Source organism: Micromonospora marina (assembly GCF_900091565.1).
Taxonomy (GTDB): Bacteria; Actinomycetota; Actinomycetes; order Mycobacteriales; family Micromonosporaceae; genus Micromonospora; species Micromonospora marina.
In genome coordinates this window covers 244,703-268,825 of sequence record NZ_FMCV01000003.1, presented here as the reverse complement: position 1 = coordinate 268,825, position 24,123 = coordinate 244,703, and the positions used below count along the sequence as shown (strand labels likewise).

The following is a 24,123-nucleotide window of genomic DNA, read 5'->3' as shown; positions in this document are numbered from 1 at the left end:
TCCGTGGCGTGACGGTACGCGTATGACGGCGATCGACGCCGTCTCGGTGTTCCTGCCGCAGCGCCGGGTACCGGTCGAGAGCCTGGCCGCGCCGCTGGGCCTGAGCGACATGCAGGTCCGCCTGTTCCGCCGCTTCCACGGCCTGACCGAGGTCCGCCGCGACCCCGCGCTGTCCCTGACCGACCTGCTGCTGCGCGCGGCGGCCGGACTCACCGCGCTTCCCGCGCTACGGCGGCGGGTCCGGTTCGTGGTGTACGGGCGGGCGTTCCCGGTGGTCACCCCCTATCCGGTCAACCCGCTGCACGAGGTGTGCCGCACGCTCGGGCTGGGCCACGCGCTCGCGTTCACGCTCACCCAGCAGTCCTGCGCAAGCGCCCTGGCCGCGATCGACGTGGCCGGACGGCTGCTCGCGGCCGAACCGGACACGCCCGACGGCCCGCCGCTCGCGCTGGTGCTCACCGGGGAGAAGGCGTTCACCCGCGACGCCCAGTTCATCCCGGAGACGTCGGTGTTCAGCGAGGGCTCGTCGGCCTGCCTGCTCAGCGCCGGTGGCGGCCGGGACCGGCTGCTCGCGTACGCCTGCCACCAGCGGGGCGAGTTCGACGTCGCAGGCGGCGAGTCTCCGGCGCGGTTCCAGCGGGTGTACCGGCCGGCGCTGGCCGAGGTGATCGGCCGCGCGCTGGACCGGGCCGGCACGACGCTGTCCGAGCTGCGGCTGGTGCTGCCGCACAACGTCAACCTGATGACCTGGAAGCGGCTGTGCCGGCTGATCGGGCTGCCGCTGGAGCGGGTGCTGCTGGACAACGTCACCGGGACCGGCCACGTGTTCTGCGCCGACGCGTTCGTGAACTACCGCACCGCACGGGAGCGCGGCCTGCTCCGGCCGGGTGACCGGTACCTGGTCGCGGCGGTGGGCGCCGGGGACGGAGCGACGTTCGCCGCCATGGTGTTCGAGCACTGACCGGCGGACGGGAGGCCACCATGGACGACGGGCTGCACCTGCTGCGGGCCGCGCGGCGCACGGTCACCGGCCCGGCCGCGCTGCTCGGCGATCCCGTGCTGCGCGAACGCACCGCCGGCTACCTGGCGGACCTGACCCGGCCGTACGGGCTGCGGATCCCCGACGGCCTGTTCGACGCGCCGCCGGGGACGCTCGGGCAGTCGTACGGGGAGATGGCCGCCGAGCTGATCCCGGTCGTCGTGCCGCCGGACGAGCCGGTGGACCTGCTGGTGCTGACGTTCGCCGTGCACGACATGTTGCCAGGGCGGGCCACGGCGGCGTATCTCAGTCACGTCTGCCCCGGAGGGCCGATGTCGTTCGCGCTCTGCGACCAGGGATCGGCTGCGGCGTTCACCGGGCTGCGGATCGCCCGCGGATACGGGTGCCGCCGCGCCCTGCTGGTCACCGTCGAGCAGGCGGTCCTGCCGTACGACGCGGTGGTGCCCGTACCGGCCCGCCACCGGGCCGTCGCCATGCTCTACGGCACCGGCACCGGCACCGGCACCGGCACCGGCGACGGCGCACGGGTGACGGCGCTGCGCCAGCACGCGGGCGTCCGTGCGGACGACGTCGCCGCGCTCGCGGCGGCCGAGGTGCGGGAGCTGACGACCGGACGCGGCGATGCCGCGGTCGTGCTCGGCGCGGACCTCGCGGCGGCGTGGCCCGGTCCCGGCGGCGACGCGGTGACGACCGGTCCGCAGCGGCAGCCGTCGACAGGTGTCTGGTGGGCGCTGCTGGACCGCCTCGCCGCGGACGCGGCGCGGCCCCGGCCGGTGGTGGCGGCCGACTACGAGCCCGGCCTGGGCTACCTGAGCGTGGTCGCGCTGGAGCCGGTGAGCCGGTCAGAGCCCGTCGGCGAGCGCGGCGCGCACGAACGCGCACAGCCGCTCGTTCGCCTCCGGGGAGCCGACGGTGATCCGGACCCCGGCGCCGGGTAGCGCCATCACCAGGATGCCCGCCTCCCGGGCCCGCTCGGCGAACGGCACGGCCCGCTCCCCCAGCGGTAGCCACACGAAGTTGGCCTCGCTGGGCGCCACGGTGAGCCCGAGGCCGCGCAGCGCGCCGATCAGGCCGGTACGCGCCGCCACCAGGTCCGTGCACCGCCGGGTCAGCTCGGCGCCCACCTCCGGCGTCAGACTCGCCACCGCGGCCGCCTGGGCGAGCGCACCGGGGAAGAACACCGCCCCGGTGAGCGCGGCGGCCCGGGTGAGCCGGGGCGGCACCACGGCGTACCCGACGCGCAGCGCGGCCAGCCCGTACGCCTTGGAGAAGGTGCGCAGCACACAGACGTTGCCGTACGCCCGGTACAGGTCCATCCCGTCCGGTGAGCGCGGATCGGTGACGAACTCGCGGTACGCCTCGTCCACGATCACCGGGACGTCGGCCGGGACGCGGTCCAGGAACGCCTCGACGTCGTCGCGGCGCAGCGCCGTACCGGTCGGGTTGTTGGGGTTGCACAGCAGCACGCACCGGGTCCGGTCGGTGACCGCGTCCGCCATCGCCGGCAGGTCGTGGTCGTACCCGCGCATCGGGACCGGCACCGGGCGGGCACCGGCGTTGCCGATGACCAGCGGATAGCCCTCGAAGGACAGGGCCGGGTGGACGACGTCCGGGCGCGGCCCGAGGGACTGCACGAGGTGCTGGCACAGCCCGGCCGAGCCGGGGCCGACGAGGATCGCCTCGGGGCCCACGCCGAGCCGCGCCGACAGCGCGGCCACCAGCGCCGCCGACGTGCGGTCCGGATAGCGCTGGAGCGTCGCGGCGGCGTCCTCGACCACCCGCCGGATCGCCGGCAGCGGCGGGTAGGGCGTCTCGTTCATGGACAGGTCAGCCGGGGGTTGCGTCCCGACGGCGGTGGCAGGCGTCATCATCGCTCACTTTCCGACGGGACCGGTGGGGCCGGGGTGTGCGCGTGCCGGTCGGCCAGCAACCCCAGTTGGTAGAGCCGGTCGACGGCGGACAGCGGCCGGACGTCGGTGCCGGAGAGGTTCCCGGCGGTGAGCCCGAGCAGCCGGGGGTTGGCGGCGGTGCGGCGCATCATCCGCGCGCCGAGCAGCTTCGGCAGCCCGGACACGGCGGTGATCATGCGGGAGGCGTTGTGGCTGACGGTGGCGACGTGGTCCAGCCGGGGCCGCCGCGCCGCCTCGAAGGCCCGCAGCGCCCGGTCCACAGCCACCGGTTCCGGTGTGCCGCCCTCGGCGGCCAGGCAGGCGGCGAGCGTCTCGGCGTCACCGAGTGAGCTGTTGACGCCCTGCGCGGCCATCGGGTGCACCGCGTGGGCGGCCTCGCCGACGAGCGCGAGCCCCGGTACGGCCAGCCGAGCGCTGCGCAGCCGGTAGACCGCGAGCAGCTGGCGCCGGTGCAGGCTCGCGCGCACGGCCGGGCCCAGCGGGCGGACCGCCGGGACGTCGGCGAGCAGCCGTTCGCACCACGCCCCCAGGTCCACGCGGCCCCGGAACTCGTCCGGTGTGACCTGCACGTAGAGGCGGCACCGCCCGCCCGGCAGCGGGTAGACCAGGCAGAGTCCCCGGGGGGTGCGGTACGCGGACACCTCGTCGGCCACCGCGGCCTCCGCCACGTCGAAGGCGACCAGGCCGTGCGGGTACTCCCGGCGCTCCACGGCGATCCCGGCCGCCCGGCGCAGCGGCGAGGACATGCCGTCGGCCGCGACCACCAGCGACGCCGCGATCTCCCGCTCGGCACCGTCCGCGACGACCCGGACGCCGCCGACCCGGCCGTCGCCGTCGCGCCGGACACCCGTCACCCGCACGCCCCGCCGGAGGTCCACCGTGGCGGGCAGCCGGTCGGCCAGCACCGCGCGCAGGTCGCCGTAGTCGGCGCAGAGGATCTGCCGGTACGCCCCGGGCAGGCCCGCGTAGTCCAGGCAGAGCAGCGGCTCGCCGTACGCGTCGCGGATGGCCAGCCGCCCGACCGGGCGCGCGCCGGTGGCCCGCAGGGCGTCCAGCACGCCCCAGGAGTCGAGGATGCGTACCGTCTCGGGCTGGAGGATCTCGCCCTTGGCGATCGGCGCGGGGGCGCGCTGCCGGTCGAGCACGAGCACCCGCAGGCCGAGCGCGCCGAGCGCGTGGGCGCAGGCCAGGCCACCGGCGCCGGCACCGGCCACCACGACGTCGGCGGTCATCGGGCCACCGCCCCGGACGCGGTGCCGGATCGGGTGGCGGCGGCCCCGCGGTACTCACCGAGCGCCCGCAGCGCGAGCGCCTGGGTGATCACCGCGTTCGGGTACCGCATGTGGTGGCGGATGTAGTTGCACACCCGGGCCGCGGGCCAGGCGCCGTCCGGTCCGGCGGCGGCCACCAGCCAGGCGACACCCCGGTCCACCGCGCCGACGGCGGCCGGATCGCCGGTGGCGAGCAGGCCCTGTACCGCCCAGGACGTCTCCTCCACAGTGCCGCCGGTGCCGTCACCCGGGCCCCACGAGCCGTCGGGCAGCTGTGTGCCGCGCAGCCACCGGGCGGCGCGGCGCACCACCTCGTGCCGGGCGTGCCCGACCCGGGACAGCGCGGCGACCACCACAGCGGTGCCGGAGGTGTGGTCGCGGTACCAGAGGTTCTCGAACGTGCCGTCCGGCGCGGCCCGGGTCAGCAGCCAGGCCGCCGCCCGGACGATCGCCGGGTGGTCGTCCGGGTGCCCGGCGTCGTGCAACGCGAGGATCGCCTGGCTGGTGATGGCCGGACAGGGGCCGTCGTTGGCGAGCCGGGTGTCGCGCACCCACAGGCTCCACGAGCCGCGGCTGTCCTGGCGGCCGGCGAGCCACGCCAGTCCCTGGCGCAGCACCGGGTCGGTGCCGGCGTCCGGGAATCCGGCGAGCGCGGAGAGGATCTCGGCGGACTCCAGCGTGACCGGCCAGCCCCGGGCGTTCGAATAGCTCCACCCGCCCGGCGGCACGGCCAGCACCTCGAACGCCTCCGTCTTGCGGGTGGCGTGGAGGAACTCCCGGGTGGCGTGCAGCCGGGGATCACCGGCGTAGCCGGCCGCGATCAGTCCGGTCGCCGCGTACCCGGACCGGGTGAGGTCGAGGTTGGCGACCGCGTCCCAGGAGCCGTCGGGGCGTACCGCCCGGCGCAGCCAGCCGACGGCGGCGCGGGCGATGTCGGGCGCCTCGCCGCTGCGGGCCAGGCCGAGCAGGACGAGCGCGGCCGGCCACGGATCCTCGCTCAGCGCTCCGGTGCGGCCCTCGTGGTCGTGGATGGACCGCAGCAGCCGTACCGCCGCCGGGCGGGCCCGGCGCAGCGTGGCCCGGCGCAGCCGGCCCGCCGGCAGCATGTCGGCCTGCATCAGGGCCAGCCCGACGAACGGTGCGGTACGGAACGACAGGCGCTGCCGGCGTACCCGGTCGAACAGGACGATCTCCAGCGGCAGGCGGCGCAACGGGCCGGCCTCGGCGGTCATCCCGGCCATCGTGAGCAGTTGCCGGCACAGCAGCGAGATGGCCGGATCGGTGATCGTGTCGACGCCGCCGAGGGCGGCCAGCCGGACCCGTCCCGCCGCGATCACGCCCGCGCTGTCGGCGGGCGCGGTCAGGGCCAGCGCCGCGACCGCCACGGCGGTGGGCACCACAGCGGTGCCGGCGCCCACGACGCCGCCCCAGCCGCCGTCGTCGTGCTGCGCGCGGCGCAGCCAGGCGGTTCCGGCGCCGACCAGGTCGGCGCAGCCGGACGGGTCGGCGGCGTGCAGCGCGGCGACCGCGCCGGCGGTGCCGAGCACCGAGGCGGGCGGGTCGTCGCCGAAGGCGCCGTCGGGGCGGCGGCGGCGGAACAGCGCCTCGGCGCCCGCGGTGAGGGCCTTCCCGACGGTCTCGGCGGTCACAGCGGTCATGGCGCGTCCTCCAGCGGCAGTCGACTGCGGGTGGCGAGGGTCAGGCCCGCGACCGGCGGGCCGAGTTCGTGCCGGACGCGCATGCGGCGCTGGGCCAGCCAGGTCAGCAGCACCATCGGGAGCGCGAGCGCGAGTTGCACGGCGACGCCGAGGCCGAGCCCGACCGCCGCCGAGGCCAGCACGACCCGCTCGACGACCAGGACCGAGTGGGCGCGCAGCGCGACCAGGACGGGCATCCCGTCGCGGCGCGCCACCAGCGGGGTCAGCGCGACGACGCCGGTGACCAGGACGACGACCACGGTGCCCAGGTACGCCCCGCGCGTGCCCGCCCCGGCCAGCAGTCCGGCGGTCACCGCGGCACCGATCGTGAGGGCGTAGAGCGCCATCACGGTCCGTACGGCCACCGGCACACCACGCCCCACGGGCAGCGTGCGGTAGCCGCCGGCCCGGTCCCCGTCGATGTCGCGCAGCGCACCGACCAGGTTGGACATCGCGTCGTGCGACCAGAACGCGACGACGAGCGCGAGCAGCACCGGCACCGCCCAGGACCGGTCCGGCGCGAGGCCGGCGGCGAACGCGCCGTAGGCGAGCGCGACCGCGCCCAGCGCGCCGCGGACCAGGTTGCCGGCGATCCCCCGGGCCTTGAACCACCTGCTGTACGCGACGATGCCGCATCCGGCCAGCAGCGCCGCCACGGTGGTGCCCCAGCCGCCGGCCACGGCCAGGACGCCGAGCGCGGCGAAGCAGGCGATGCCGCACCACAGTGCCGTGCCCGCGCCCAGCCGGCTGGACGGGATCGGCCGGTGCGGCTTGCTGCCGGCGTCGAGGTCCCGGTCGAAGTAGTCGCCGAGATAGTGGCCACCCAGCCACCCGGCGGTGGGCGCGGCCCAGGCCGACAGCAGCAGCCACGGATCCCGACCACCGGCCACCGCGGCGCCGGCCAGGCCGACCAGCCCGACGTACCAGAGGGTGTAGGGCCGCCAGGTCTCCACGTGGGCCCGCAGTGCTCGCACGGCCCCGGCCGTGTTCACGCCATCTCGCTCGTCATCCAGGCCGCGATGCCGGTGAGCACGTCCGCGCTCGCGGACGGGGTGAGCACTGTCAGCTCGGCGCGGGCCCGCTCGGCGTGCTCCACCATCCGCCGCCGGGCGCCGTCGACCGCGCCCGCGTCGCGGAGCAGGGCGTTGACCCGTTCGACGTCGCCGGGGCCGGCGCCGCGGCGGTGCAGCACCGCCAGCAGTTCCACCCGGGCCGCGTCGCTGCTCACGTCGTACGCCAGCAGCAGCGGCAGGGTGGGGCGGCCGTTGTTGAGGTCGCTGCTCGCGGGCTTGCCGGTCTGCTCCGGGGTGGACAGGTAGGACAGCAGGTCGTCGCGGATCTGGAACGCGGTGCCGACGTGCTCGCCGTAGCGGGCCAGCGCGGCGGACACCAGCGGGTCGGCGCCGCCGAGCAGCGCGCCGACGTGGCACACGGCGCGGAACAGCGAGCCGGTCTTGAGCCGGATCATCTCCGGGTACCAGCGGGCGCCCGCGTCCAGGTCGCCGACGAGGCGCGCCTCCAGCGCCTGCCCCCGGCACAGGTCCTGGCCCGCCTCGGCGAGCGCGCTGACGGCGGCGACGACCGACGCCGGGGGTACGGCCCGGCCGCCCTCCACGAGGGCCCGGAAGGCGTGGAAGATGAGGTGGTCGCCGGCCACGATGGCGCCGGGGATGCCGTACGCGACCGGGACCGCGGGCCGGCCGCGGCGCAGCGTGTCGGCGTCGATGATGTCGTCGTGCACGAGCGTCGCGACGTGCAGGTACTCGGTGCCGAGCGCGGCCGCGAGGACGTCCTCCGGCGATCCGCCCACCGCCTCGGCGGCGTGCAGCGTCATCATCGGGCGGAGCATCTTGCCCGCCGGCAGCAGCGCGTAGCGCACGATCGCGTCGAGCTGGTCGGGCGTCTCCGGCCACCGCCGCCCGAGTTCGGCGCGCAGCAGCCGCCCCGATTCGCTGCGGGCCAGGTCGTCGATGAAGCTCGGATATCGGGTGGAGCCAGCAACCGTCATGACGCGTCGACCCTTTCGCCAGGGATCGGCTAGCCGCCACGCGAGACGTTACCGGTCGGCTCTCCCGCGAACAACCATTGATAAATGCGCATGAAGATGGGTGGCCGCAAATGTCGTGACAGCATTATCCAGCACATTGACCGATGCACAGAGGAATCCGCCGGTTGACCCATGGCCGCCATCTCGAAACATATGCGTCAATGTTCGGGCGCACGGGACGGCACCGGACAGGTGCGACTCGCCCCGCCTCGCTCAGGCGCCGGCGGCGAACTCCATGAGCGTCAGCCCGTCGGTGCCGTGATAGGTGCGCCGGGGCGCCAGACCCGCGGCGGCGGCCAGCGCGGCGAACTCGGGCAATCCACGCTCGCGACCACCCACGAGCACCAGCATCCGCAGGTCGTACGGGGACAGGTGCGGCACGTGCGGCACCGTCGGCAGCACCTCGACGACGAGCACCCGGCCGGTGGTCCCGGCCGCCTCGGCGCAGCGCCGCAGGATCGCGGTGGCGTGGGCGTCGCTCCAGTCGGTGAGCGCGCGGGAGACCACGTACACGTCGGCGCCGGGCGGCAGCGGGGCGAAGAAGTCCCCGACCACGGCCTCGGCCCGGCCGGCGAGGCCGCACGCGGCGAACGTGGCAGCGGCGGTGGCCACCGGCTCGCCACGGTCGACGAGCGTGCCCCGCAGGTGCGGGTGGGCGGCCAGCACCTCCCGCAGCAGCCCGCCCGCTCCCCCGGCCACGTCGACCACGTGCGCCACCTCCGGCCAGGGGTAGAGCGCCGCGACCTCCGGCGCGGTGAACCGCTGCTGGCTGAGCATCAGCGCGTCGAAGTAGGCCCGATGCTCCGGGTGGGCGTCGAGGTCGGCCCAGAAGTCACGCCCGTGCACCTCCCGGTAGCCGGGCCCGCCGGTGCGGATCGCGTGCGGCAGACCAGTCCAGGCCAGGTCCATCCGCGCACCGAGACCGGCGAGGTCGAGGTAGGCGCCGTGCCCGCCGCCGCCGCGGTCGCAGAGCAGCTCGCCGACGTCGGTCAGGCCGAACACGTCCGGCGAGACCTCGACGAACACGCCCCGGTGCACGAGGTAGCGCAGCAGGCGGCCCAGCGCGGCGGCGTCCGCGCCGCAGGCGCCGGCCAGCTCGCCCAGGCCGGTGACGCCCGCGGCGATCCGGTCCGGCACGCGCAGCGTCACCGCCGTGCGGACCGCGAACGGGGTGGCCAGATCGGTGAGCCGGTCGAGCCGCTCCCCCGCGTCACCCTCGATCGGGGCATCGATCGACACCGGCGCCTCCTCCCGCGTCGCGGGCCGGCACCGCCGCCCCGCCGGTGCGCATGCTTCCAGGCGTACGGCGGGTGAGTCAACGACGACGGCTGGTGAGGACATTCATGGCCGTGGAACAATTCGCGGGCCAGCCGAGGCGCGCAGACCGGAGGGATCATCGATGACCACATCCATCGCGGCCGAGGTCCGGCTCGTCTCCGGCGCGCTGGGCGCCGAGGTCCACGGCATCGACCTGAACACGCTCACCGACGAGGGCTTCGCGCTGATCCACGACCTGTTGCTCAAGCACCAGGTGGTCTTCCTCGCCGGCCAGAGCGGGCTGACGCCGCAGGCGCACGTCGCGTTCGGCCGGCGCTTCGGCGAGGTGGAGCTGCACCCGTACCTGCCCCGGCTGGACGGACACCCGGAGATCGTCGTCATCGACTCCGCCGACGGCGGCAAGGTCGACGTCTGGCACACCGACATGACGTTCCACCAGAGCCCGCCGATCGCCTCGATCCTGCACCTGATCCAGCTACCCGAGGTCGGCGGCGACACCATGTGGACCAACCAGTACCGGGTCTACGAGGCGCTCTCCGCGCCGATGCGGGACCTGCTCGACGGGCTGACCGCCATCCACGTCATCCGGATCGGCACCGAGTTCACCAGCCGCGCCGAACACCCGGTGGTCCGGGTGCACCCGGAGACCGGGCGCCGCTCGCTGTACGTCAACCGGCTGTTCACCTCGCACATCCCGCAGTTGACCCGCAACGAGAGCGACGCGCTGCTGGAGCACCTGTTCACCTTCTCCGAGAGTCCCCAGTTCACCTGCCGCTACCGCTGGCGGACCGGGGACGTCGCGGTCTGGGACAACCGGGTCACCCAGCACTACGCCGTGAACGACTACGACGGCCCGCGGCGCGGGCAGCGGATCACCGTGCTCGGCGACCACCCGGCCGGGAACGAGCCCCGGTGGGAGCACTACGTCCCGGCACCCGGCCAGCGGTACTGGCCGGACCGGGTGAACGCGGTGGAGAGTTACTGACCGGCGGTCACCAGGTGACCGGGAAGGAGGCGATGCCGCCGTTCATCCGGTCGTGCCGCCACGGGATCTCCGCCAGCGGCACCGCCGGCGACAGCGCCGGCATCCGGGTCAGCAGCGCACCGAGCGACAGCTCCACCTGCATCCGGCCCAGCGCCGTGCCGAGGCAGAAGTGCGGGCCGAACCCGAAGGTCAGATGCGGCACGCCGGACCGGCGGTCGATGTCGAAGACGTTCGGCTCGGGGAAGAAGCGGGGGTCGCGGTTGCCGGCCCACGGGATCGCCATCACGCAGTCGCCGGCCCGCATCCCGACCCCGCCGAGGACCAGGTCCTCGCGGACCACCTGCACCCGGAACATGGCGCTCACCGACGTGTAGCGCAGGATCTCGTCGGTGGCCGCGGCGAGCTTGCCCGGCGCGGCGCGCAGCTTCGCCAGTTGCTCCGGGTGCTGGAACAACGCGCGCAGGCCCGCGCTCGTCGAATTGATCTCCAGCCCGCCGAGCAGCACCCCCATGGCCAGCTCGACCAGCTCGGCGTCGACCAGTTCGTGCGCGTCGCCGCCGCGGACCCAGGCCGAGAGCAGGTCGTCGCCGGGCTCGGCCCGCTTGCGCACCAACTGGCCGGCCAGGTAGTCCCGCAACTCGGCCTGCGCGGTCGCGGCGGCGGCCGAGCCGTACGCGGTGACCGAGTTCAGCCCCTCGATCCAGGCGTAGAACCGCTGCCGGTCGGCGGCCGGGACGCCGAGCACGTCGCACACCACGAGCACCGGCAGCGGCGCCACCAGCCCGGCCACCACGTCGGCCGGGCGCGGACCGGCGAGCAGGGCGCCGACCAGCTCGTCCACCAGCCGCTGCACCCGGGGGCGGAACGTCCCGATGCGCCGGGCGGTGAACGCACGGCCCGCCACCCGCCGCACCACCGCGTGCGCCGGGCCGTCCATGTTCAGCTCCCGGGGACCGCCGCCGTCCGGTGTCGCCGTCGCGCCCGGCGGCAGCCGGGAGAAGCGGGGGTCGGCCAGGACGGTGCAGCAGTGCTCGTAGCCGAGCACGAGCCAGGCCGCCCGGCCGTCGGGCAACCGCACCCGGCTGACCGGCTCGGCGACGACCATCTCCAGCAGCTCGGCGGGAAGGTCGCCGGTGAACGGTTCGAACGGATAGGAACGGAGCCCGGAATTGACCGTCACCGGGCCAGCGGGAGGCTGATCGTGGTCCACCTCGGACATCGACCAAGAGTCCATCATCGGTTAGCCCGGCGTCAATATCCGCCGCTTGCGTCCGCGACCTTCCGCGTACCGGTGCCGATCCCCTAGCATCGGTTCTCCAGGGCTGCCGTTTCGCCGTGCGGATTGGTGGGATTTGACTGCGCCGCTGCGAATTCTGATGTCGACGTGGGGCTGGCGGTCGCATTTCTACGGCCTGGTCCCGCTCGGCTGGGCGTTGCAGGCCGCCGGTCACGAGGTACGGGTGGCCAGTCACCCGTCGATGGCCGCCACGATCAGCGCGGCCGGGCTCGCCGCCGTACCGCTGGGTGCGGACGTCGACTTCGCCGAGGCGTTCGCCGGGCGGATCGGGGCGGTGGCGCCGCTGGCCGGTTCCGCGCCGGCCGGCACCGTCGAGCCGGCGATCACCGCCGACGGCGGGGTGGTCCGGTTCGCCGACGCCGTCCTCGACGACCTGGTCTCCTTCGGCCGGTCCTGGCGGCCGGACCTGGTCCTCTGGGAGCCGTTCAACCTGGCCGCCCCGGTGGCCGCCGCCGCGCTGGGCGTGCCGGGCGTGCTGAACCTGTGGGGGCCGGACTCCTCGACCACGCTGCGCCTCGACCCGGATGAGGTGGTCGGGCCGCTGGCCGCCCGGTTCGGGCTCCGCGCCGCCGACGTGCCGCTGGACGGCGTCCTGACGCTCGACCCGGTGCCGCCGCCCATGCAGGTGCCGATGCGGCGCCCCGGCCGTCCGGTGCGGTTCGTGCCGTACAACGGTCCCGCAGTGGTGCCGGACTGGCTGCGCCACCCGGCGGACCGGCCCCGGGTCTGCGTCACGGCGGGCACCATGATGGCCGGCGCCGGGCTGCACGACCGGCTCGACCTGGCCGGGGTGATCCGCGCGGTGGCCGGGCTCGACGTGGAGGTCGTCGTGGTGGTCGAACCGCGCCAGCACGAGGGGCTGGGCCCGCTGCCGGCCCGGGTCCGCCTGGCCGACGGGCTGCTGGCGGTACGCCTGGTGCTGCCCACCTGCGCCGCGCTCGTGCAGCAGGGCGGGGCCGGCACCACCATGACCGCGCTCGCGTACGGCGTGCCGCAGCTCGTCCTGCCCCAGGTCAGCGACCAGCACTTCAACGCGGAACGGCTGGCCGCCACCGGTGCCGGCACCTGGCTGGCGGGTGAGCAGGCCACCACCGCCACGGTGCGGGACCTCGTCGGCGAGCTGGTCGGCGACGGGCCCCGGCGGCGGGCCGCGGCGCTGATGCGTGACCGGGTCCGCGCCATGCCCGCGCCCGCCGACCTGGTGCCGACGCTCGCCGCCCTGGCCCGGGGCGGCCCGATCTGAGGAGTCGCAGATGACGCAGGAGCCACCGGCCATCCCGTACCCGCTCGCGCCGGCTCCGACGATCTACCACCCGTCGCCGGACTACACCCGGATGCGGGAGACGTGTCCGGTGGCCCGGGTGGAGCTGCCCGACGGGGCGTGCGCGTACCTGGCCACGAGGCACGCCGACGTGCGCCGGGTCTTCACCGACCAGCGGTTCAGCCGGGCCGCCGCGGCCGGCCCGAACCGCCCGACCCGGGAACTCGGCTCGCTCGCCGAGGACTCGCTGATCGGGATGGACCCGCCGCGGCACACCACCATGCGCCGGGCCGTCTCGCACGCGTTCACCGTCCGCCGGGTGGAGGAGCTGCGGCCTCAGGTGGCGGCGCTCGTCGACCGCATGATCGACGACCTGGAGGCGGCCGGCCCGCCGGCCGACCTGATCACGCACCTCTCCGGTCCCCTGCCGATCTCCGTGATCAGCACGCTGTTCGGCATCCCCGACCGGGACCGGGAGCGGGTACGCCGGTGGTCGGACGCGCTCGTCGGCGACTGGGACGCCGACCCGGATGCGCCCCGGGCGGCGCTGGAGGCGTTCCGCGAGCTGATCGACCAGCGGCGCCGCGAGCCCGGCGACGACCTGATGAGCGCGCTCATCGCGGTCTGGGACGAGCACGACGACCTGACCGAACGGGAGCTGGTGTCGGTCACCGCGGGGATCTTCGTGGGCGGGCACGAGACCACCACCAACCAGCTCAACCTGTTCCTGCTCGTGCTGGCCCGTCATCCCGAGCAGCTCGCCGGGCTGCGCGGCGACGATCCGGTGGCGGTCGCCCGGGCGGTCGAGGAGCTGTCCCGTTTCATCCAGCTCGGCGACAACGGGGTGCTGCTGCCCCGGGTCACGACCGAGGAGGTGGAACTGGGCGGCGTACGCCTGCCGGCCGGCGCCGCGGTGCTGCCCGCGATCGCGTCGGCCAACCGGGACGCCGCGGTCTTCCCGGGTGCCGACACGCTCGACCTGACCCGCGTCCACAATCCGCACCTGGCCTTCGGCGCCGGCCCGCACCACTGCCTGGGCGCGGCGCTGGCCCGGATGGAGTTGCAGGAGGCGCTGGGCGCGCTGCTGCGGCGGCTACCCGGGCTGCGGCTCGCTGTCGACGAGTCGGAGCTGCGGTTCCGGCCGGGGCTCGTGGTGCGCAGCCTGGAGTCGCTGCCGGTGACCTGGGACCGGTGACCGGTCAGCCGCTCGCCGACCCGGGGGTGACCCGGGTCGGCGCGGCGGGGTCCAGGGCCGCCTCCACCGCCACCTCCTCCACGCCGCGCAGCAGCCGTTCCGCCTGCTCCTCGGTGAAGCAGCCGAAGTCGAAGATCACCTGGAGGTGGACCGTCTCCGGCTGGTCCTCGACGGTGATGAACATCTGCTCGGGCAGGTGGTCCAGCGGGCCGTCCCAGACCAGGAACGTCTCGTCGGCCCGGCGGCGGATCCGCTCGGCGGTCATCGGGTCGTCGTGGAGTCCTCCGTCGGCCGCCTGCCGCGTGGTCACCCGCCGGTCGTTGATGCGGCAGCTGATCCGGGCCGGGTACCCGCGCTCCGCGTCCAGCCGGTCCGAGACCTCGGCGAGCTGGGCCGGGTCGTAGTAGGCGTACTTCCCGGCGGAGACCGCGGCGCGGCGGGCGCGCGCCACCACCTCGTCCACAGTGGTGGCGGCGGTGTCGACGCGCAGCACGCCGTTCTGGCTCAGCGGGGCGATGGCCTCGGCGAAGCCCGGCCGGAACCGGTTGCCGACGATGAGTTTGGCGGTGAGCGGGCTGACGCCGGTGGCCCGGCCGATCGCGATCGCGATGACGGCGAGCAGGACGCGCGAGGTGTCCGTGCGGGTCCGCGCCGCGACGGCCCGCACCGCCAGGTACGCCGCGGGTGAGTCGAACCGGCCGTGCCAGTACCGGTGGCCCCGGCGTCCACCGGCCGCCGGCTCGCCGAACGTGAGCGGCGGGACATCCCGCAGGTGCTCGGCCCAATGGCGCACGGCCCGGTCGCTGACCCGGCGCAGCGGCGGCGTCTCCTCCCGCCGGCCCAGGTCGAGGATCTGCACGGTACGCGGGTCGGCGACCCGGCGGACCGGCCGGCCGGCCAGACCGAGGTCGGCCAGCACCAGGGACGTGGCGGTGCCGTCCACCACGAGGTGGTCGATGGTCAGCACCCGGTGCACCAGGGCGCCGCGGTGCCGGATCACCGCCATCTTCACCGACCAGTCCCGGTAGAGGTCGTAGTGGCTCAGCAGGCGGGCGTGGCCCAGGTCGTAGGCGAACGCGGCCACGTCGGCCGGGTCGGCGTCGTCGGGCACGTCCACCACGTCCAGGACCGTCTCGCCGCTGGCCGACACCACCTGGCACGGGCCGGCCCCGTCGCCGGGGCCGAGCCGCATCCGCAGCGCCGGGTGCCGGGCCATCAGCGTGGCGAACTCGGCCGTCACCTGCTCGATCGTGACACCCGCGGGCATCGGGTGGGCGCCGCTGACGTTGTGCGTCCAGCCGGTCTCCCGCATGTCCTGCATGATGGCCTTCTGCCCCCAGGTCAGGGGTGCGGTGCCGGCGCCGGGCCCGGCGAACGCCACGGGCACCTGGGCCTGGACCGTCTGCGCGAACACCCGTTCATCAGAGCAACGCGCATCGGCGTGTGTCAACGTGACGGCGCGCGGTTACGCTGCCGTCCATGCGGGACGCCGTCCGGGTCTGGATCCTTGCGGCAGCGGTGCCGGCGGACGCGCTGGCCCGGTACCGGGCGGTGCTCGACGCGGACGAGCGGGACCGGGCCGCACGCCTCGGCACCGGGGCGCTGCGGGACCGGTTCACCGTGGCGCACGGCGCGCTGCGCGTCCTGGCCGGGCGGGCCACCGGCGCGCCACCGGCGGCGCTGACCTGGTGCCGGGGGCGGTACGGCAAACCGGCGCTGACCGGCCCGTGGAGCGGCCTGCACACGAGCCTGTCGTACTCCGGCGACCTGGTGGCGGTCGCGCTCAGCGAGGGCCGCCCGGTCGGCGTGGACATCCAGCACGTCGCGCCGGGCGGGGATCCGGTGTCGGCGTCGGCGCGCTTCTTCCATCCCCGGGAGGCGCGGCACGTCGCTGCCGGGCCCGGCCGGGCCGGCCGGGCGCTGCGGTTCGCCCGGCTGTGGGCGCGCAAGGAGGCGGCCGTCAAGGCGGCCGGGGGGCGGCTGTGGCCCAACCTCGGGATGCCGGTGCACCGGGGCGACGTGGTCGAGTGCGTCGACTCGGCCGGCCCGTACCGGCTCACCGACCTGCGCACGCCCGCCGGGTACGCGGTGGCGGTCGCGCTCACCGGCGACCGGCAGTACGCCGTCGAGTGCCGCACCGACCTCGGTGACGATCGGTGACGATCGCCGTACCCGTTGACACCCGACGATGTCCCCTGCTCTGATGACTCCATGCCGACGCGCGTGATCGACTCGTGGGACGCCCGGTGCTAGGACACGACGCGCCGGTCGACACGCCGCCCCGTGACCAGGTCGTGGACCGCCTGACCGTGTTGCTGACCCGCATGCTCCGGCCGGACGCGCCTATCACCGAGCGGACCCAGCTGATGGACGAGCTCGGCCTCAGCTCCTCGCTCGGCCTGGAGTTGCTGCTGGCGCTGGAGGACGAACTGGAGATCCAGATCGACGTCGAGGAGCTGGACGAGGACCGGATGGCCACACTCGGCGACCTGGCCGACTACATCACCGCCAACTCCACCCCGCGCTGAGCAGGCCGAGACGTGGACCGGCCCGGCCTGAGCGTGGTGGTGCCCGCGCACGAGAACGGATCCGCGCTCGACGCGACGCTGCGCTCGCTGACCCGGCAGACGCTGCCGCCCGGTGACTTCGAGGTGATCGTCGGCGACGACGGCTCGGCCGTGGCGCTGGGCCCGGTGGTGGACGCGTACCGGGACCGGCTGCGGATCGACTACGTCCGCAGCGAGCGCAACCGGGGCCGCAGCGCCAACCGCAACGCGGCGGCGGCCCGGGCCCGCGCGGACACCCTGATGTTCCTGGACGCCGACACGGTGGCGCATCCCGGGCTGCTGCGACGGCACCGCGACTTCCACGCCGGGCGGGCCGGCCGGCCCGGGGTGCTGCTCGGCCAGCGGTACGACCTGGACTGGGCCGGCGCCGACGCGCTGCACCGGGACGAGCCGGTCACCCCGGCGATGCTCGACGCCGAACGCGGCGACCCGAGGCTGGAGGACATCGCCCTTCCGCAGCGGACGGCCGACTTCCCGAGCGCACCCTGGGTCCTGGGCCTGACCCACAACGCCTCGGTCGACCACGAGTCGTTCCGGCGGGTCGGCGGATTCGACGAGGCGATGGTCAAGTGGGGCTTCGAGGACCTCGACTTCTTCTACCGGGTGTTCCACCTGCACGGCGCCCCGCCGGAGCTGTTCCGGCTGGACACCGAGGCACTCTCCTACCACCTGCCGCACTTCCGCAAGACGTCGAACGGGCTCGCCTCGATGGACAACATGAAGTACCTGCTGCGCAAGCACCTGCGCTACGACGTCGAGGTGCTGTACGGGCTCAACACGTTCGGCCGGCACCTGGGCCGGATCCGGCTCTACGGCCAGGCGATCGAGGCGTACCGGTCCGGCGGGCTGGGCCGGCCGGACGCGCTGCCCGCGTCGCTGCGCGACGAGCTGGCGGTGAGCGCGGCGCTGGTCGTGGGCAACGGCGTGTCCGCGCTGGACCTGGGCGCCGGGTCGCACACGTTCGACCACGACGCGCCGACCGGCGAGACGAACTCCCATCTGCTCGGCACCGTGCTCCAGCAGTTCAAGACCGGCGCGCTGGACCTGATCGTCAACGTCGACATGTGGCGGTGCCTGCTGCCCGAGGACCTGCCCGCGTTCCTCACCCGAGGGCTGCTCAAGGCCGACCGGATCGAGCTGGTCGCCACCCGCACCGGCCCGGACCAGCGCGCCCTGCTGCCGGTGCCGCTGGTCGCCGACCTCGACTACGTGGCCGACATGCTGCGCCCGCACTTCACGGTGGCCCTCGCCGGGTACGACACCGCCACCGTGATCACGCTGCGCTGAGGCACACCGCTCGGGCGGGCCGGCCGCTCAGGCGGGGCGCGCCAGGACGAGGCTGACATTGTGCCCGCCGAAACCGAACGAGTTGGACAGCACCGCGTCCACCGCCACCGCCCGCGCCTTGTCGCGGATGTGGTCGACCTCCCCGGCGCGCTCCGGGTCGTCCAGGTTGTGCGTGGGCGGCAGCAGGCCGCGACGCAGCGCCTCGACCGCGATGGCCGCCTCGATCACGCCGGAGACGCCGAGCAGGTGCCCGGTCACGCCCTTCGTCGAACTCAGCGGCGGCGGGCCGGTGCCGTACACCTCGGTGAACGCGGCCAGCTCGGCGGTGTCCCCGGCGCGGGTGCTGGTGCCGTGCGCGTTGACGTACCCGATGTCGCCGGGCACCAGCCCGGCGTCGCGGACGGCCATGCGCATGCACCGGGCGGCGCCCGCGCCGTCGGGGCGCGGCGTGGTCGGGTGGTGGGCGTCGGTCGTGGCGCCCCAGCCGAGCACGTCGGCGTGCCGGTGGGCGCCGCGCGCGGCGGCGTGCGCGGCGCGTTCCAGCACGAACACCCCGGCGCCCTCGCCGAGGACGAGCCCGTTGCGGCGCTTGTCGAAGGGGCGGCTCGCGGCGGCCGGGTCGGCCCACCCGCGGGCCAGCGCGCGGGCGTTGCCGAACGCGTACGCGAACGTCGGGAACAGCGGCGCCTCGGCGCATCCGGCGAGCACCACGTCCGCCTCCCCGGCGCGCAGGATGCGCAGCGCCTCACCGATCGACTGCGCCCCGGCCGCGCACGCCGTGCCGATCGACGAGGTGTAGCCGTGGATGCCGAACTTGATCGCGATGCGGGCCGCGCCCATGTTCGGCAGTGTCCCGGGCAGCATGTACGGGCTGACCCCGAACCGGCCCCGCCCGGCGCGACCGAGCACCTGTTCCTCCAGGGTGGACAGCCCGCCGACGCCGGAGACGATGGCCGCCACCCGGTACGGGTCGACGTCGTGGCCGACCCGGAGTCCGGCGTCGGCGAGCGCGTCCTCGGCGGCGCGCAGCACCATCACGATCGACCGGTCCACGACGCGGGACTCCGGGCCGGGCAGCACGCTCGCCGGGTCGATCGCCGGAGCGAACGCGGCGACGTCGAGCACGCCGTGCAGCGGATGGCCGGCCGGCGGGCGGGAGAGCCCGGACCGGCCGTCGCAGACCGCGTCGAACACCTCGGCGGCGGTGGAGCCGACCGGGCTGACCAGGCCGATCCCGGTGACGGTGACCCGTTCGCGCACGCTCACCGGCCCCGGCCCCGGCCCCGGCCCTGGCCCCGGACCCGGTGCCGCGCCGGCATCGCCGGGCCGCGACCCGGCCGGCTGTCGAGTCCCGGCATCGGTCAGTGCGCCGAAGCCGGCGCGATACGCGCCGCCACCGCCCGACTGAACTCGCCGACGGTCATCATCGCGAGTTCCTCCGCCTCGTCGTCGTCGAAGGCGACAGCGAACCGGTCCTCCACCCGCACCGCCAGCTCGGCCAGACCGAGGGAGTCCACGTCGAGCCCGGCGGGACCGAAGACGGTGTCGTCGTCAACGTCGGAGACGTCGTATTTCATCTCGGTGAGTGCGGCGAGGAGGAACGCGCGGATCTCATCGGTCATGTCCGGTGTTTCCCTTCCACGGTGTCCTGGCGGCGCGCTCGACCCGCTCGGCGGAACCTGTGAGGCGCGGAGCGGACACTCCACGTAGCATCGACCTTACTCGATCGGGTTTGTTTGGCAAGACGCCCGGTCGGTCAGCCGTACCGGCAGCCGGTCGTACCCGCGCAGCATCAGCGCGCGGCGCGGCCCGGGTTCGACGGCCGGCGCCGGGAAGCGGTCCAGCAGGCGGGGCAGGACCAGCCGGCCCTCGGCGCGGGCCAGCGCCGCCCCGAAGCAGTAGTGCGGCCCGGCGCTGAACGCCAGATGCCGGTTGTCCGCGCGGGACGGGTCGAACCGGTCCGGGTCGGGGAAGCGGCGCGGATCCCGGTTCGCGGCGCCGGTCAGCACCACCACCGTCCGGCCGGCCGCCACGGGCAGGCCGGCGACCTCGGTGTCCTCGGCGGCGTACCGGACCGCGAAGTGCACCGGCGGCTCGTACCGCAGGATCTCCTCGACGTACGAGGGTGCCAGCGACGGATCGGCGCGCAGCGCGTCCCGCGCGGCCGGCCGCTCCGTGAGCAGCACCAGCCCGTTGCCGAGCAGGTTCGCGGTGGTCCGGAACCCGGCGTTGTACATGATGATCAGGTTGGCCAGCAGTTCGTCGGCGCTCAGCCGGCCGGGTTCGGCAGCCAGGCCGCGCAGCAGCGCCGAGACGAAGTCGTCACGCGGCCGCGCCCGGCGCGCGGCGACCAGATCGGTGAAGTACGCGGTCAGCTCCGCCGCCGCGACGTTGGCGGCCCGGACCTCGCGCATGGACCGGCGGCCGATCTCCAGCACCGCGTCGAACGCGCGGACCCGGGACGGGAACCACTCCCGGTCCGCCTCCGGCACGCCCAGCAACTCGCCGATGACGTCGCTGGGCAACCGGAGCGCGAAGCGGGCCATGAAGTCGACCGGCCTCCCGTCCGCGCCGTCGGCGGCGAGCCCGTCGAGCAGGCGGTCGGCGATGCGCCCGATGGCCGGCTCCAGCGCGACGACCCGGCGCGGGGTGAGCGCCTGGGAGAACAGGTGCCGCGCCCGCAGGTGGTCGCCCTCGGCGGCGTTGAGCATCGACGACTGGAGGATCCGGATGACCTGGTGCTGGCGCCAGCGCACCCCGGCCCGGTCCAGGTAGTCGGCGCCGAGCACCCGGAAGACCGGGTCGCGCAGCACCCCGTTGACCGCGTCGTACCCGTGCACGACGAGCGCGTGCGGGTCGGCGGGCCGCAGCGCCACCGCCTCCCCCGCCTCGTGCAGCCGGGCGTAGAACGGGTACGGGTCGCGCCGCACCTCGTCACCGAGCAGCTCGTCGAGGGAGATGGTCATGCGCATGGCCCGTCCTCGCGTACGCCCGCGAGCATGTCGGCGGTGGTGTGCGCCCGGACGTGGGTCTCGGCGGCCTCGGCCACGCCGTCGTAGACGGCCGTGTCCATCACCTCGGTCCGCGCCCGCACGGCTGCGGCGCCGTCGACGGTTGCGAGCCGCGACACCAGCGGCGTCCACCGGCGCAGGAACGCCTCGTAGTGGCCGCTGATCGCATCGACGTGCCCGGCGTCCACGAGGGCGCGCTGGCCGCGCAGCGCCCGGCGCTGCGTGCCGATCGCTGCGGACGGCAGCGCGGCGCGGGTACGCAGCGTGTCGTCGGTCAGGAGCGCCACCGCGACGCTCCGCGGCGAGGTGCCGGCCTGCCGCCGGGGCAGCCGCGGCGCCGGTCCCTCGTCCGGGTAGATCTCCTCGATGTCGAACGGGCTTGCCACACGCGCTCCGGGCTCGGCTCAGGGACGGTGCACCGACTGTAGACGAACGCCGCCGCAGTTCATCGGGAAACGTCGATGACACTTCGCTGCCCGGCCGGGATCTTGTGCGCCACACGGCGGAGCCGGGCCGGGCGAACCACGTCAGTGGGTGAGGCGCGACACCGCGGCGGCCCGGGTCGCCGGCGCGGGGCGATCGGCGGGCGGCGGCACCTTCCTGTTCACCGCCGACGGCCGGCGGGCCGAGGTGGACGCGGTGACCGGCGCGGGCTTCAGCGCGCTGCCGCTCGGCCTCACCGCCGTCGCCCTGTCCGCTCAGGGTGCCACGAGCGTGCCGGCAGGTGGGCGCCACCCGGCGGGCACCGCGGCGACGGAGCCTGCGCCACCCACCGCCGGATTCGCATTCCACAGCCGGACGTCGCCCCGGATCGCGGCCGGGCCGCCGATTTTCCGGCCGGCATTCCGGCGCGACCGAATCGCGTCGGCCGTTCCGGAACTCGCCGTCGTCGCCCGCTCACCCATTCGACCGGTCCCCGGCGGCACGACCGTGCGCGTATTCGCAGCTGAACACCGTTCTGGCGGGTCTCAACCAGGCGTCGGCACTCGCCGGACCGGAGAGTGAAGAAAGACTTACCTAACCAAGGTTAGCCTTATCTCGGCCGTTAGGAATTCGGCGGGAAAGGGATACGTACGGCCGCGAAACCCGCATTCCCTTGTTAAAGTGAGGCAGATACTCAGTGGCGGCCGAGTGGTTTGAGGACCGGGCCGCCCGGCAAATACCAGATGGCATTCGAGCACCACCGAGGCCGGCCGCCACAGTCCGCCGGCCCGCATGACTTGGAGGCACCATGAAGACCCTGTTGCAGTCTCCGCCGGTACGTGAATGCGCCGCCACCGCGTGCAGCTTCAACGACAACGGCTGTCACGCTCCCGCCATCACCGTGGCGGCGTCCGCCGACGCGGCGTCCTGCGCGACGTTCGTCGAGTCGTCGCTCAGCGGCGGGATCGCGGAGGTCACCGGCGCGGTGGGTGCGTGTGCGCGGGCCGAGTGCGTGTTCAACAGCAACCTCGCCTGCACCGCCGAGTCGATCACGGTCGGTCCGGGCGCCACGGTCAGCGACTGCCTCACCTACCAGCCAGCCTAACGAACCGGACAAAACGCCCGTACGGGTCACGACGGTCACCGTCGTGACCCGTACCGTGTCTGCGGCATCCGACCCGCCGTTGCGAAGGTAAGCCTTACCTACTACCGTCTGACTTCGGCCGACCTCACCCTTCCCGGCCGAGGAGACAGACATGGCGTTGCACCCCGCCGGGCGTCCGACCCCGACGGCAGGCGTCGCACCCGTCGCCGCAGTGCGGTCGGCGGGCGGTACGGGCACCTCCGCCACGCCCTGCGACGCCGTGGCCGCCCGGTGCGTGCTGACCGCCGCCTCCTCGCTGCGGCTCACGCTCGCCGACACCAGCGCCGACCTCCTCTCCGCCCACGCCGTCCTCCCCGACGGCACAATCGTCCTCGCGGTCGACGCGATGAGCCGCACCGGCGGCCTGCTGGTGGCCGCGCGCGGCCACCGCGGCGCGGTGCACCTCGACGTGACAGACCTCGCCCCGGTCGCCGTACGCTCCCGGGTGCGGTCCCGGCTGCGGATCCTCGGCACCGCCCGCCGGTTCGACCCGGCCGCCCTCGACGCCTGCGACCCGGCAACCGTGATGTCGCTGCTCGGCCTGCCGCCGGTGGCGCTGTGGGCGGTCGAACCGGACGAGGTCGTCCTCGACCGAGCCGCCGATCCCGTCGCGGTGGACCTCGGCGCGTACCGCGCGGCCCGGCCGGACCCGATCGCCGTCGACGAGGCCGCCCACCTCGCGCACCTGACGCGCTGCCACCGCGACGTCCTCGACCGGCTCGGCGCGCTCGTCGACCCCGCCGGTTCGGCGCGCGTCGTCCCGGTCGCGCTCGACGCCGAGGGCGTGGTGCTGCGCGCGGAGCGGCCGGGCGACCACATCGACACCCGGCTGCCCTTCACCCGCCCGGTCACCGCCGGCTCCGGCCTGGCCGAGGCGCTGCGCACGCTGCTCGCCCAGGGCGGCCGCGTCGATCTCGGAAGCCGGAGGTCGATCTCGGAAGCCGGAGGCGGTGGCTGCCTCATCAGTGACCTGCACGCTGATGAGACGACCTGACCGGGCCGACGATCGCCCACCGTCCCAGGACGCTGCGCGAGGCGGGCCTGGTGGACGCCGAGCGGCGGGGCACCTGGGTCTACCACCGTGCGCGACCGCTTGACACCCGCCCTCATGGTCGCCCACCGCGCCACTGACGATGGTCCGGTCGTGGATGTACGGGCAGGTGGCGGCCTTTGGTGCAACGATGCAGGCGTGGGAACTGCGAAAACTACCACCCCGGCCATCTCGCCGCTCGCCGGCGAGCCGATCAAGCGGGCCGACGCCGAACGGCTCGCGGGAGTCCTGAAGGCGTTCGCCGATCCGGCCCGGCTTCGCCTGCTCAGCCTGATCCAGTCAGCTCCGGAGGGCGAGGCGTCCGTCAGTGACCTCACCGCGCCGCTCGGGCTCTCCCAGCCGACCGTCAGCCATCACCTGCGGATCCTCACCGAAGCCGGCCTGATCGAGCGGGAGAAGCGGGGTGTGTGGGCGTACTACCGCCTGGTGCCGTCCGCGATCTCGGCGATCGCCGAGTCGTTGACGCCGCCTCGTAAGCGGCCGACGAAGAAGGTCCGCTGAACAGGGACTGCCGGGCTGCCGCGCAGGTCGTGCACCGAAGGGTCAGCCGGCCACCGGGAAGTTGGACCGGACGAGGCCGTGCGGGTCGTAACGGCGCTTGACCGCCCGGAGCCGGGTCAGGACGGCGGGGGTCAGCAGCACGTCCCATGGCCGTTCGGGCTTCCCGCGCAGGTCCGGGTCGGCCTCGACCTGCGCGAT

The 24,123-nt window shown here is 74.7% G+C and carries 24 protein-coding genes and 1 pseudogene; 13 read left to right on the top strand and 12 right to left on the bottom strand.

The window, feature by feature from the left end; all coding sequences use genetic code 11:
* Window positions 1–22: 22 nt before the first annotated feature.
* The gene (locus tag GA0070215_RS05690; RefSeq protein WP_091042587.1) at window positions 23–961 is read left to right on the top strand and encodes a 3-oxoacyl-[acyl-carrier-protein] synthase III C-terminal domain-containing protein; all 939 of its coding nucleotides are present in this window, start codon (window positions 23–25) and stop codon (window positions 959–961) included.
* A gap of 20 nt (window positions 962–981) precedes the next feature.
* Window positions 982–1,938, top strand: a complete 957-nt coding sequence (locus GA0070215_RS05685; protein WP_091042583.1) for a 2-hydroxy-acid oxidase — start codon at window positions 982–984, stop codon at window positions 1,936–1,938.
* Here GA0070215_RS05685 and GA0070215_RS05680 read toward each other — a convergent pair.
* The 6 genes from GA0070215_RS05680 to GA0070215_RS05655 form a co-directional block, all read right to left on the bottom strand.
* Window positions 1,843–2,820 carry an aminotransferase class I/II-fold pyridoxal phosphate-dependent enzyme gene (locus GA0070215_RS05680; protein ID WP_244166878.1) on the bottom strand — a complete coding sequence of 326 codons (978 nt, stop codon included), beginning with the start codon at window positions 2,818–2,820 and terminating at the stop codon, window positions 1,843–1,845. The genes GA0070215_RS05685 and GA0070215_RS05680 overlap by 96 nt on opposite strands.
* A gap of 47 nt (window positions 2,821–2,867) precedes the next feature.
* On the bottom strand, window positions 2,868–4,142 hold the full coding sequence (locus GA0070215_RS05675) for an FAD-dependent oxidoreductase (protein ID WP_018783951.1): 1,275 nt from the start codon (window positions 4,140–4,142) through the stop codon (window positions 2,868–2,870).
* Entirely contained in the window at window positions 4,139–5,839 is a 1,701-nt protein-coding gene (locus tag GA0070215_RS05670) for a prenyltransferase/squalene oxidase repeat-containing protein (protein ID WP_091042576.1), read from the bottom strand. Before GA0070215_RS05670 ends, GA0070215_RS05675 begins: the two co-directional genes overlap by 4 nt.
* On the bottom strand, window positions 5,836–6,852 hold the full coding sequence (locus GA0070215_RS05665) for a UbiA family prenyltransferase (RefSeq protein ID WP_244166877.1): 1,017 nt from the start codon (window positions 6,850–6,852) through the stop codon (window positions 5,836–5,838). Before GA0070215_RS05665 ends, GA0070215_RS05670 begins: the two co-directional genes overlap by 4 nt.
* Window positions 6,853–6,866: 14 nt before the next feature.
* Window positions 6,867–7,886 (bottom strand): polyprenyl synthetase family protein, encoded by a 1,020-nt coding sequence (locus GA0070215_RS05660; protein WP_091042569.1) that lies wholly within the window; start codon window positions 7,884–7,886, stop codon window positions 6,867–6,869.
* A 252-nt stretch (window positions 7,887–8,138) separates the two neighbouring features.
* On the bottom strand, window positions 8,139–9,164 hold the full coding sequence (locus tag GA0070215_RS05655; protein ID WP_091042566.1) for a methyltransferase: 1,026 nt from the start codon (window positions 9,162–9,164) through the stop codon (window positions 8,139–8,141).
* Window positions 9,165–9,324: 160 nt separating this feature from the next.
* Between GA0070215_RS05655 and GA0070215_RS05650 the strand changes: the two genes are divergently transcribed.
* Complete coding sequence (locus tag GA0070215_RS05650; RefSeq protein WP_018783946.1) at window positions 9,325–10,188, top strand: TauD/TfdA dioxygenase family protein; 864 nt, start codon at window positions 9,325–9,327, stop codon at window positions 10,186–10,188.
* Window positions 10,189–10,195: 7 nt separating this feature from the next.
* Here GA0070215_RS05650 and GA0070215_RS05645 read toward each other — a convergent pair whose 3' ends face one another.
* Window positions 10,196–11,368 (bottom strand): cytochrome P450, encoded by a 1,173-nt coding sequence (locus tag GA0070215_RS05645; protein ID WP_244166876.1) that lies wholly within the window; start codon window positions 11,366–11,368, stop codon window positions 10,196–10,198.
* A 196-nt stretch (window positions 11,369–11,564) separates the two neighbouring features.
* Here GA0070215_RS05645 and GA0070215_RS05640 point away from each other — a divergent pair, with 196 nt between their 5' ends.
* Window positions 11,565–12,728: a nucleotide disphospho-sugar-binding domain-containing protein gene (locus GA0070215_RS05640; protein WP_091042561.1), complete on the top strand. Its 1,164-nt coding sequence runs from the start codon at window positions 11,565–11,567 to the stop codon at window positions 12,726–12,728.
* Window positions 12,729–12,738: 10 nt separating this feature from the next.
* Window positions 12,739–13,941 (top strand): cytochrome P450, encoded by a 1,203-nt coding sequence (locus GA0070215_RS05635; protein WP_091042558.1) that lies wholly within the window; start codon window positions 12,739–12,741, stop codon window positions 13,939–13,941.
* A gap of 4 nt (window positions 13,942–13,945) precedes the next feature.
* On the opposite strand, the gene GA0070215_RS29490 is transcribed toward GA0070215_RS05635, so the two are convergent.
* Complete coding sequence (locus tag GA0070215_RS29490) at window positions 13,946–15,355, bottom strand: condensation domain-containing protein (protein ID WP_091042556.1); 1,410 nt, start codon at window positions 15,353–15,355, stop codon at window positions 13,946–13,948.
* A gap of 65 nt (window positions 15,356–15,420) precedes the next feature.
* Here GA0070215_RS29490 and GA0070215_RS05625 point away from each other — a divergent pair, with 65 nt between their 5' ends.
* The 3 genes from GA0070215_RS05625 (at window position 15,421) to GA0070215_RS05615 (ending at window position 17,795) form a co-directional block, all read left to right on the top strand.
* Complete coding sequence (locus GA0070215_RS05625; protein WP_091042553.1) at window positions 15,421–16,101, top strand: 4'-phosphopantetheinyl transferase family protein; 681 nt, start codon at window positions 15,421–15,423, stop codon at window positions 16,099–16,101.
* A gap of 86 nt (window positions 16,102–16,187) precedes the next feature.
* A complete protein-coding gene (locus GA0070215_RS05620; RefSeq protein WP_026267559.1) occupies window positions 16,188–16,469 on the top strand; it encodes a phosphopantetheine-binding protein in 282 nt (93 codons plus the stop codon).
* A gap of 12 nt (window positions 16,470–16,481) precedes the next feature.
* The gene (locus GA0070215_RS05615) at window positions 16,482–17,795 is read left to right on the top strand and encodes a glycosyltransferase family 2 protein (RefSeq protein WP_018783939.1); all 1,314 of its coding nucleotides are present in this window, start codon (window positions 16,482–16,484) and stop codon (window positions 17,793–17,795) included.
* A gap of 27 nt (window positions 17,796–17,822) precedes the next feature.
* Here the strand turns inward: GA0070215_RS05615 and GA0070215_RS05610 are convergent, their stop codons facing one another.
* The 4 genes from GA0070215_RS05610 to GA0070215_RS05595 form a co-directional block, all read right to left on the bottom strand.
* Window positions 17,823–19,061, bottom strand: coding sequence for a beta-ketoacyl-[acyl-carrier-protein] synthase family protein (locus tag GA0070215_RS05610; RefSeq protein WP_091042550.1), 1,239 nt, complete (start codon window positions 19,059–19,061; stop codon window positions 17,823–17,825).
* A 95-nt stretch (window positions 19,062–19,156) separates the two neighbouring features.
* Window positions 19,157–19,417 (bottom strand): acyl carrier protein, encoded by a 261-nt coding sequence (locus GA0070215_RS05605; RefSeq protein ID WP_018783937.1) that lies wholly within the window; start codon window positions 19,415–19,417, stop codon window positions 19,157–19,159.
* Window positions 19,418–19,513: 96 nt separating this feature from the next.
* Entirely contained in the window at window positions 19,514–20,761 is a 1,248-nt protein-coding gene (locus GA0070215_RS05600) for a cytochrome P450 (protein WP_244166874.1), read from the bottom strand.
* Complete coding sequence (locus GA0070215_RS05595; protein WP_091042542.1) at window positions 20,758–21,192, bottom strand: hypothetical protein; 435 nt, start codon at window positions 21,190–21,192, stop codon at window positions 20,758–20,760. The genes GA0070215_RS05600 and GA0070215_RS05595 overlap by 4 nt, the downstream gene beginning before the upstream one ends.
* 148 nt (window positions 21,193–21,340) lie before the next feature.
* On the opposite strand from GA0070215_RS05595, the gene GA0070215_RS05590 reads away from it, so the two are divergent.
* The 5 genes and pseudogenes from GA0070215_RS05590 (at window position 21,341) to GA0070215_RS05575 (ending at window position 23,925) form a co-directional block, all read left to right on the top strand.
* Window positions 21,341–21,811, top strand: a complete 471-nt coding sequence (locus tag GA0070215_RS05590; RefSeq protein ID WP_091042538.1) for a hypothetical protein — start codon at window positions 21,341–21,343, stop codon at window positions 21,809–21,811.
* Between the two features lie 226 nt (window positions 21,812–22,037).
* The gene (locus GA0070215_RS05585; protein ID WP_018783933.1) at window positions 22,038–22,334 is read left to right on the top strand and encodes a DUF1540 domain-containing protein; all 297 of its coding nucleotides are present in this window, start codon (window positions 22,038–22,040) and stop codon (window positions 22,332–22,334) included.
* 151 nt (window positions 22,335–22,485) lie between these two features.
* A complete protein-coding gene (locus GA0070215_RS05580) occupies window positions 22,486–23,367 on the top strand; it encodes a DUF2470 domain-containing protein (protein ID WP_091042535.1) in 882 nt (293 codons plus the stop codon).
* Window positions 23,361–23,504: pseudogene (locus tag GA0070215_RS27900) on the top strand (helix-turn-helix domain-containing protein); the annotation flags it as partial. The gene GA0070215_RS05580 and the pseudogene GA0070215_RS27900, both read left to right, overlap by 7 nt.
* Before the next feature lie 58 nt (window positions 23,505–23,562).
* A complete protein-coding gene (locus GA0070215_RS05575) occupies window positions 23,563–23,925 on the top strand; it encodes an ArsR/SmtB family transcription factor (protein WP_091042532.1) in 363 nt (120 codons plus the stop codon).
* Window positions 23,926–24,123 lie beyond the last annotated feature (198 nt).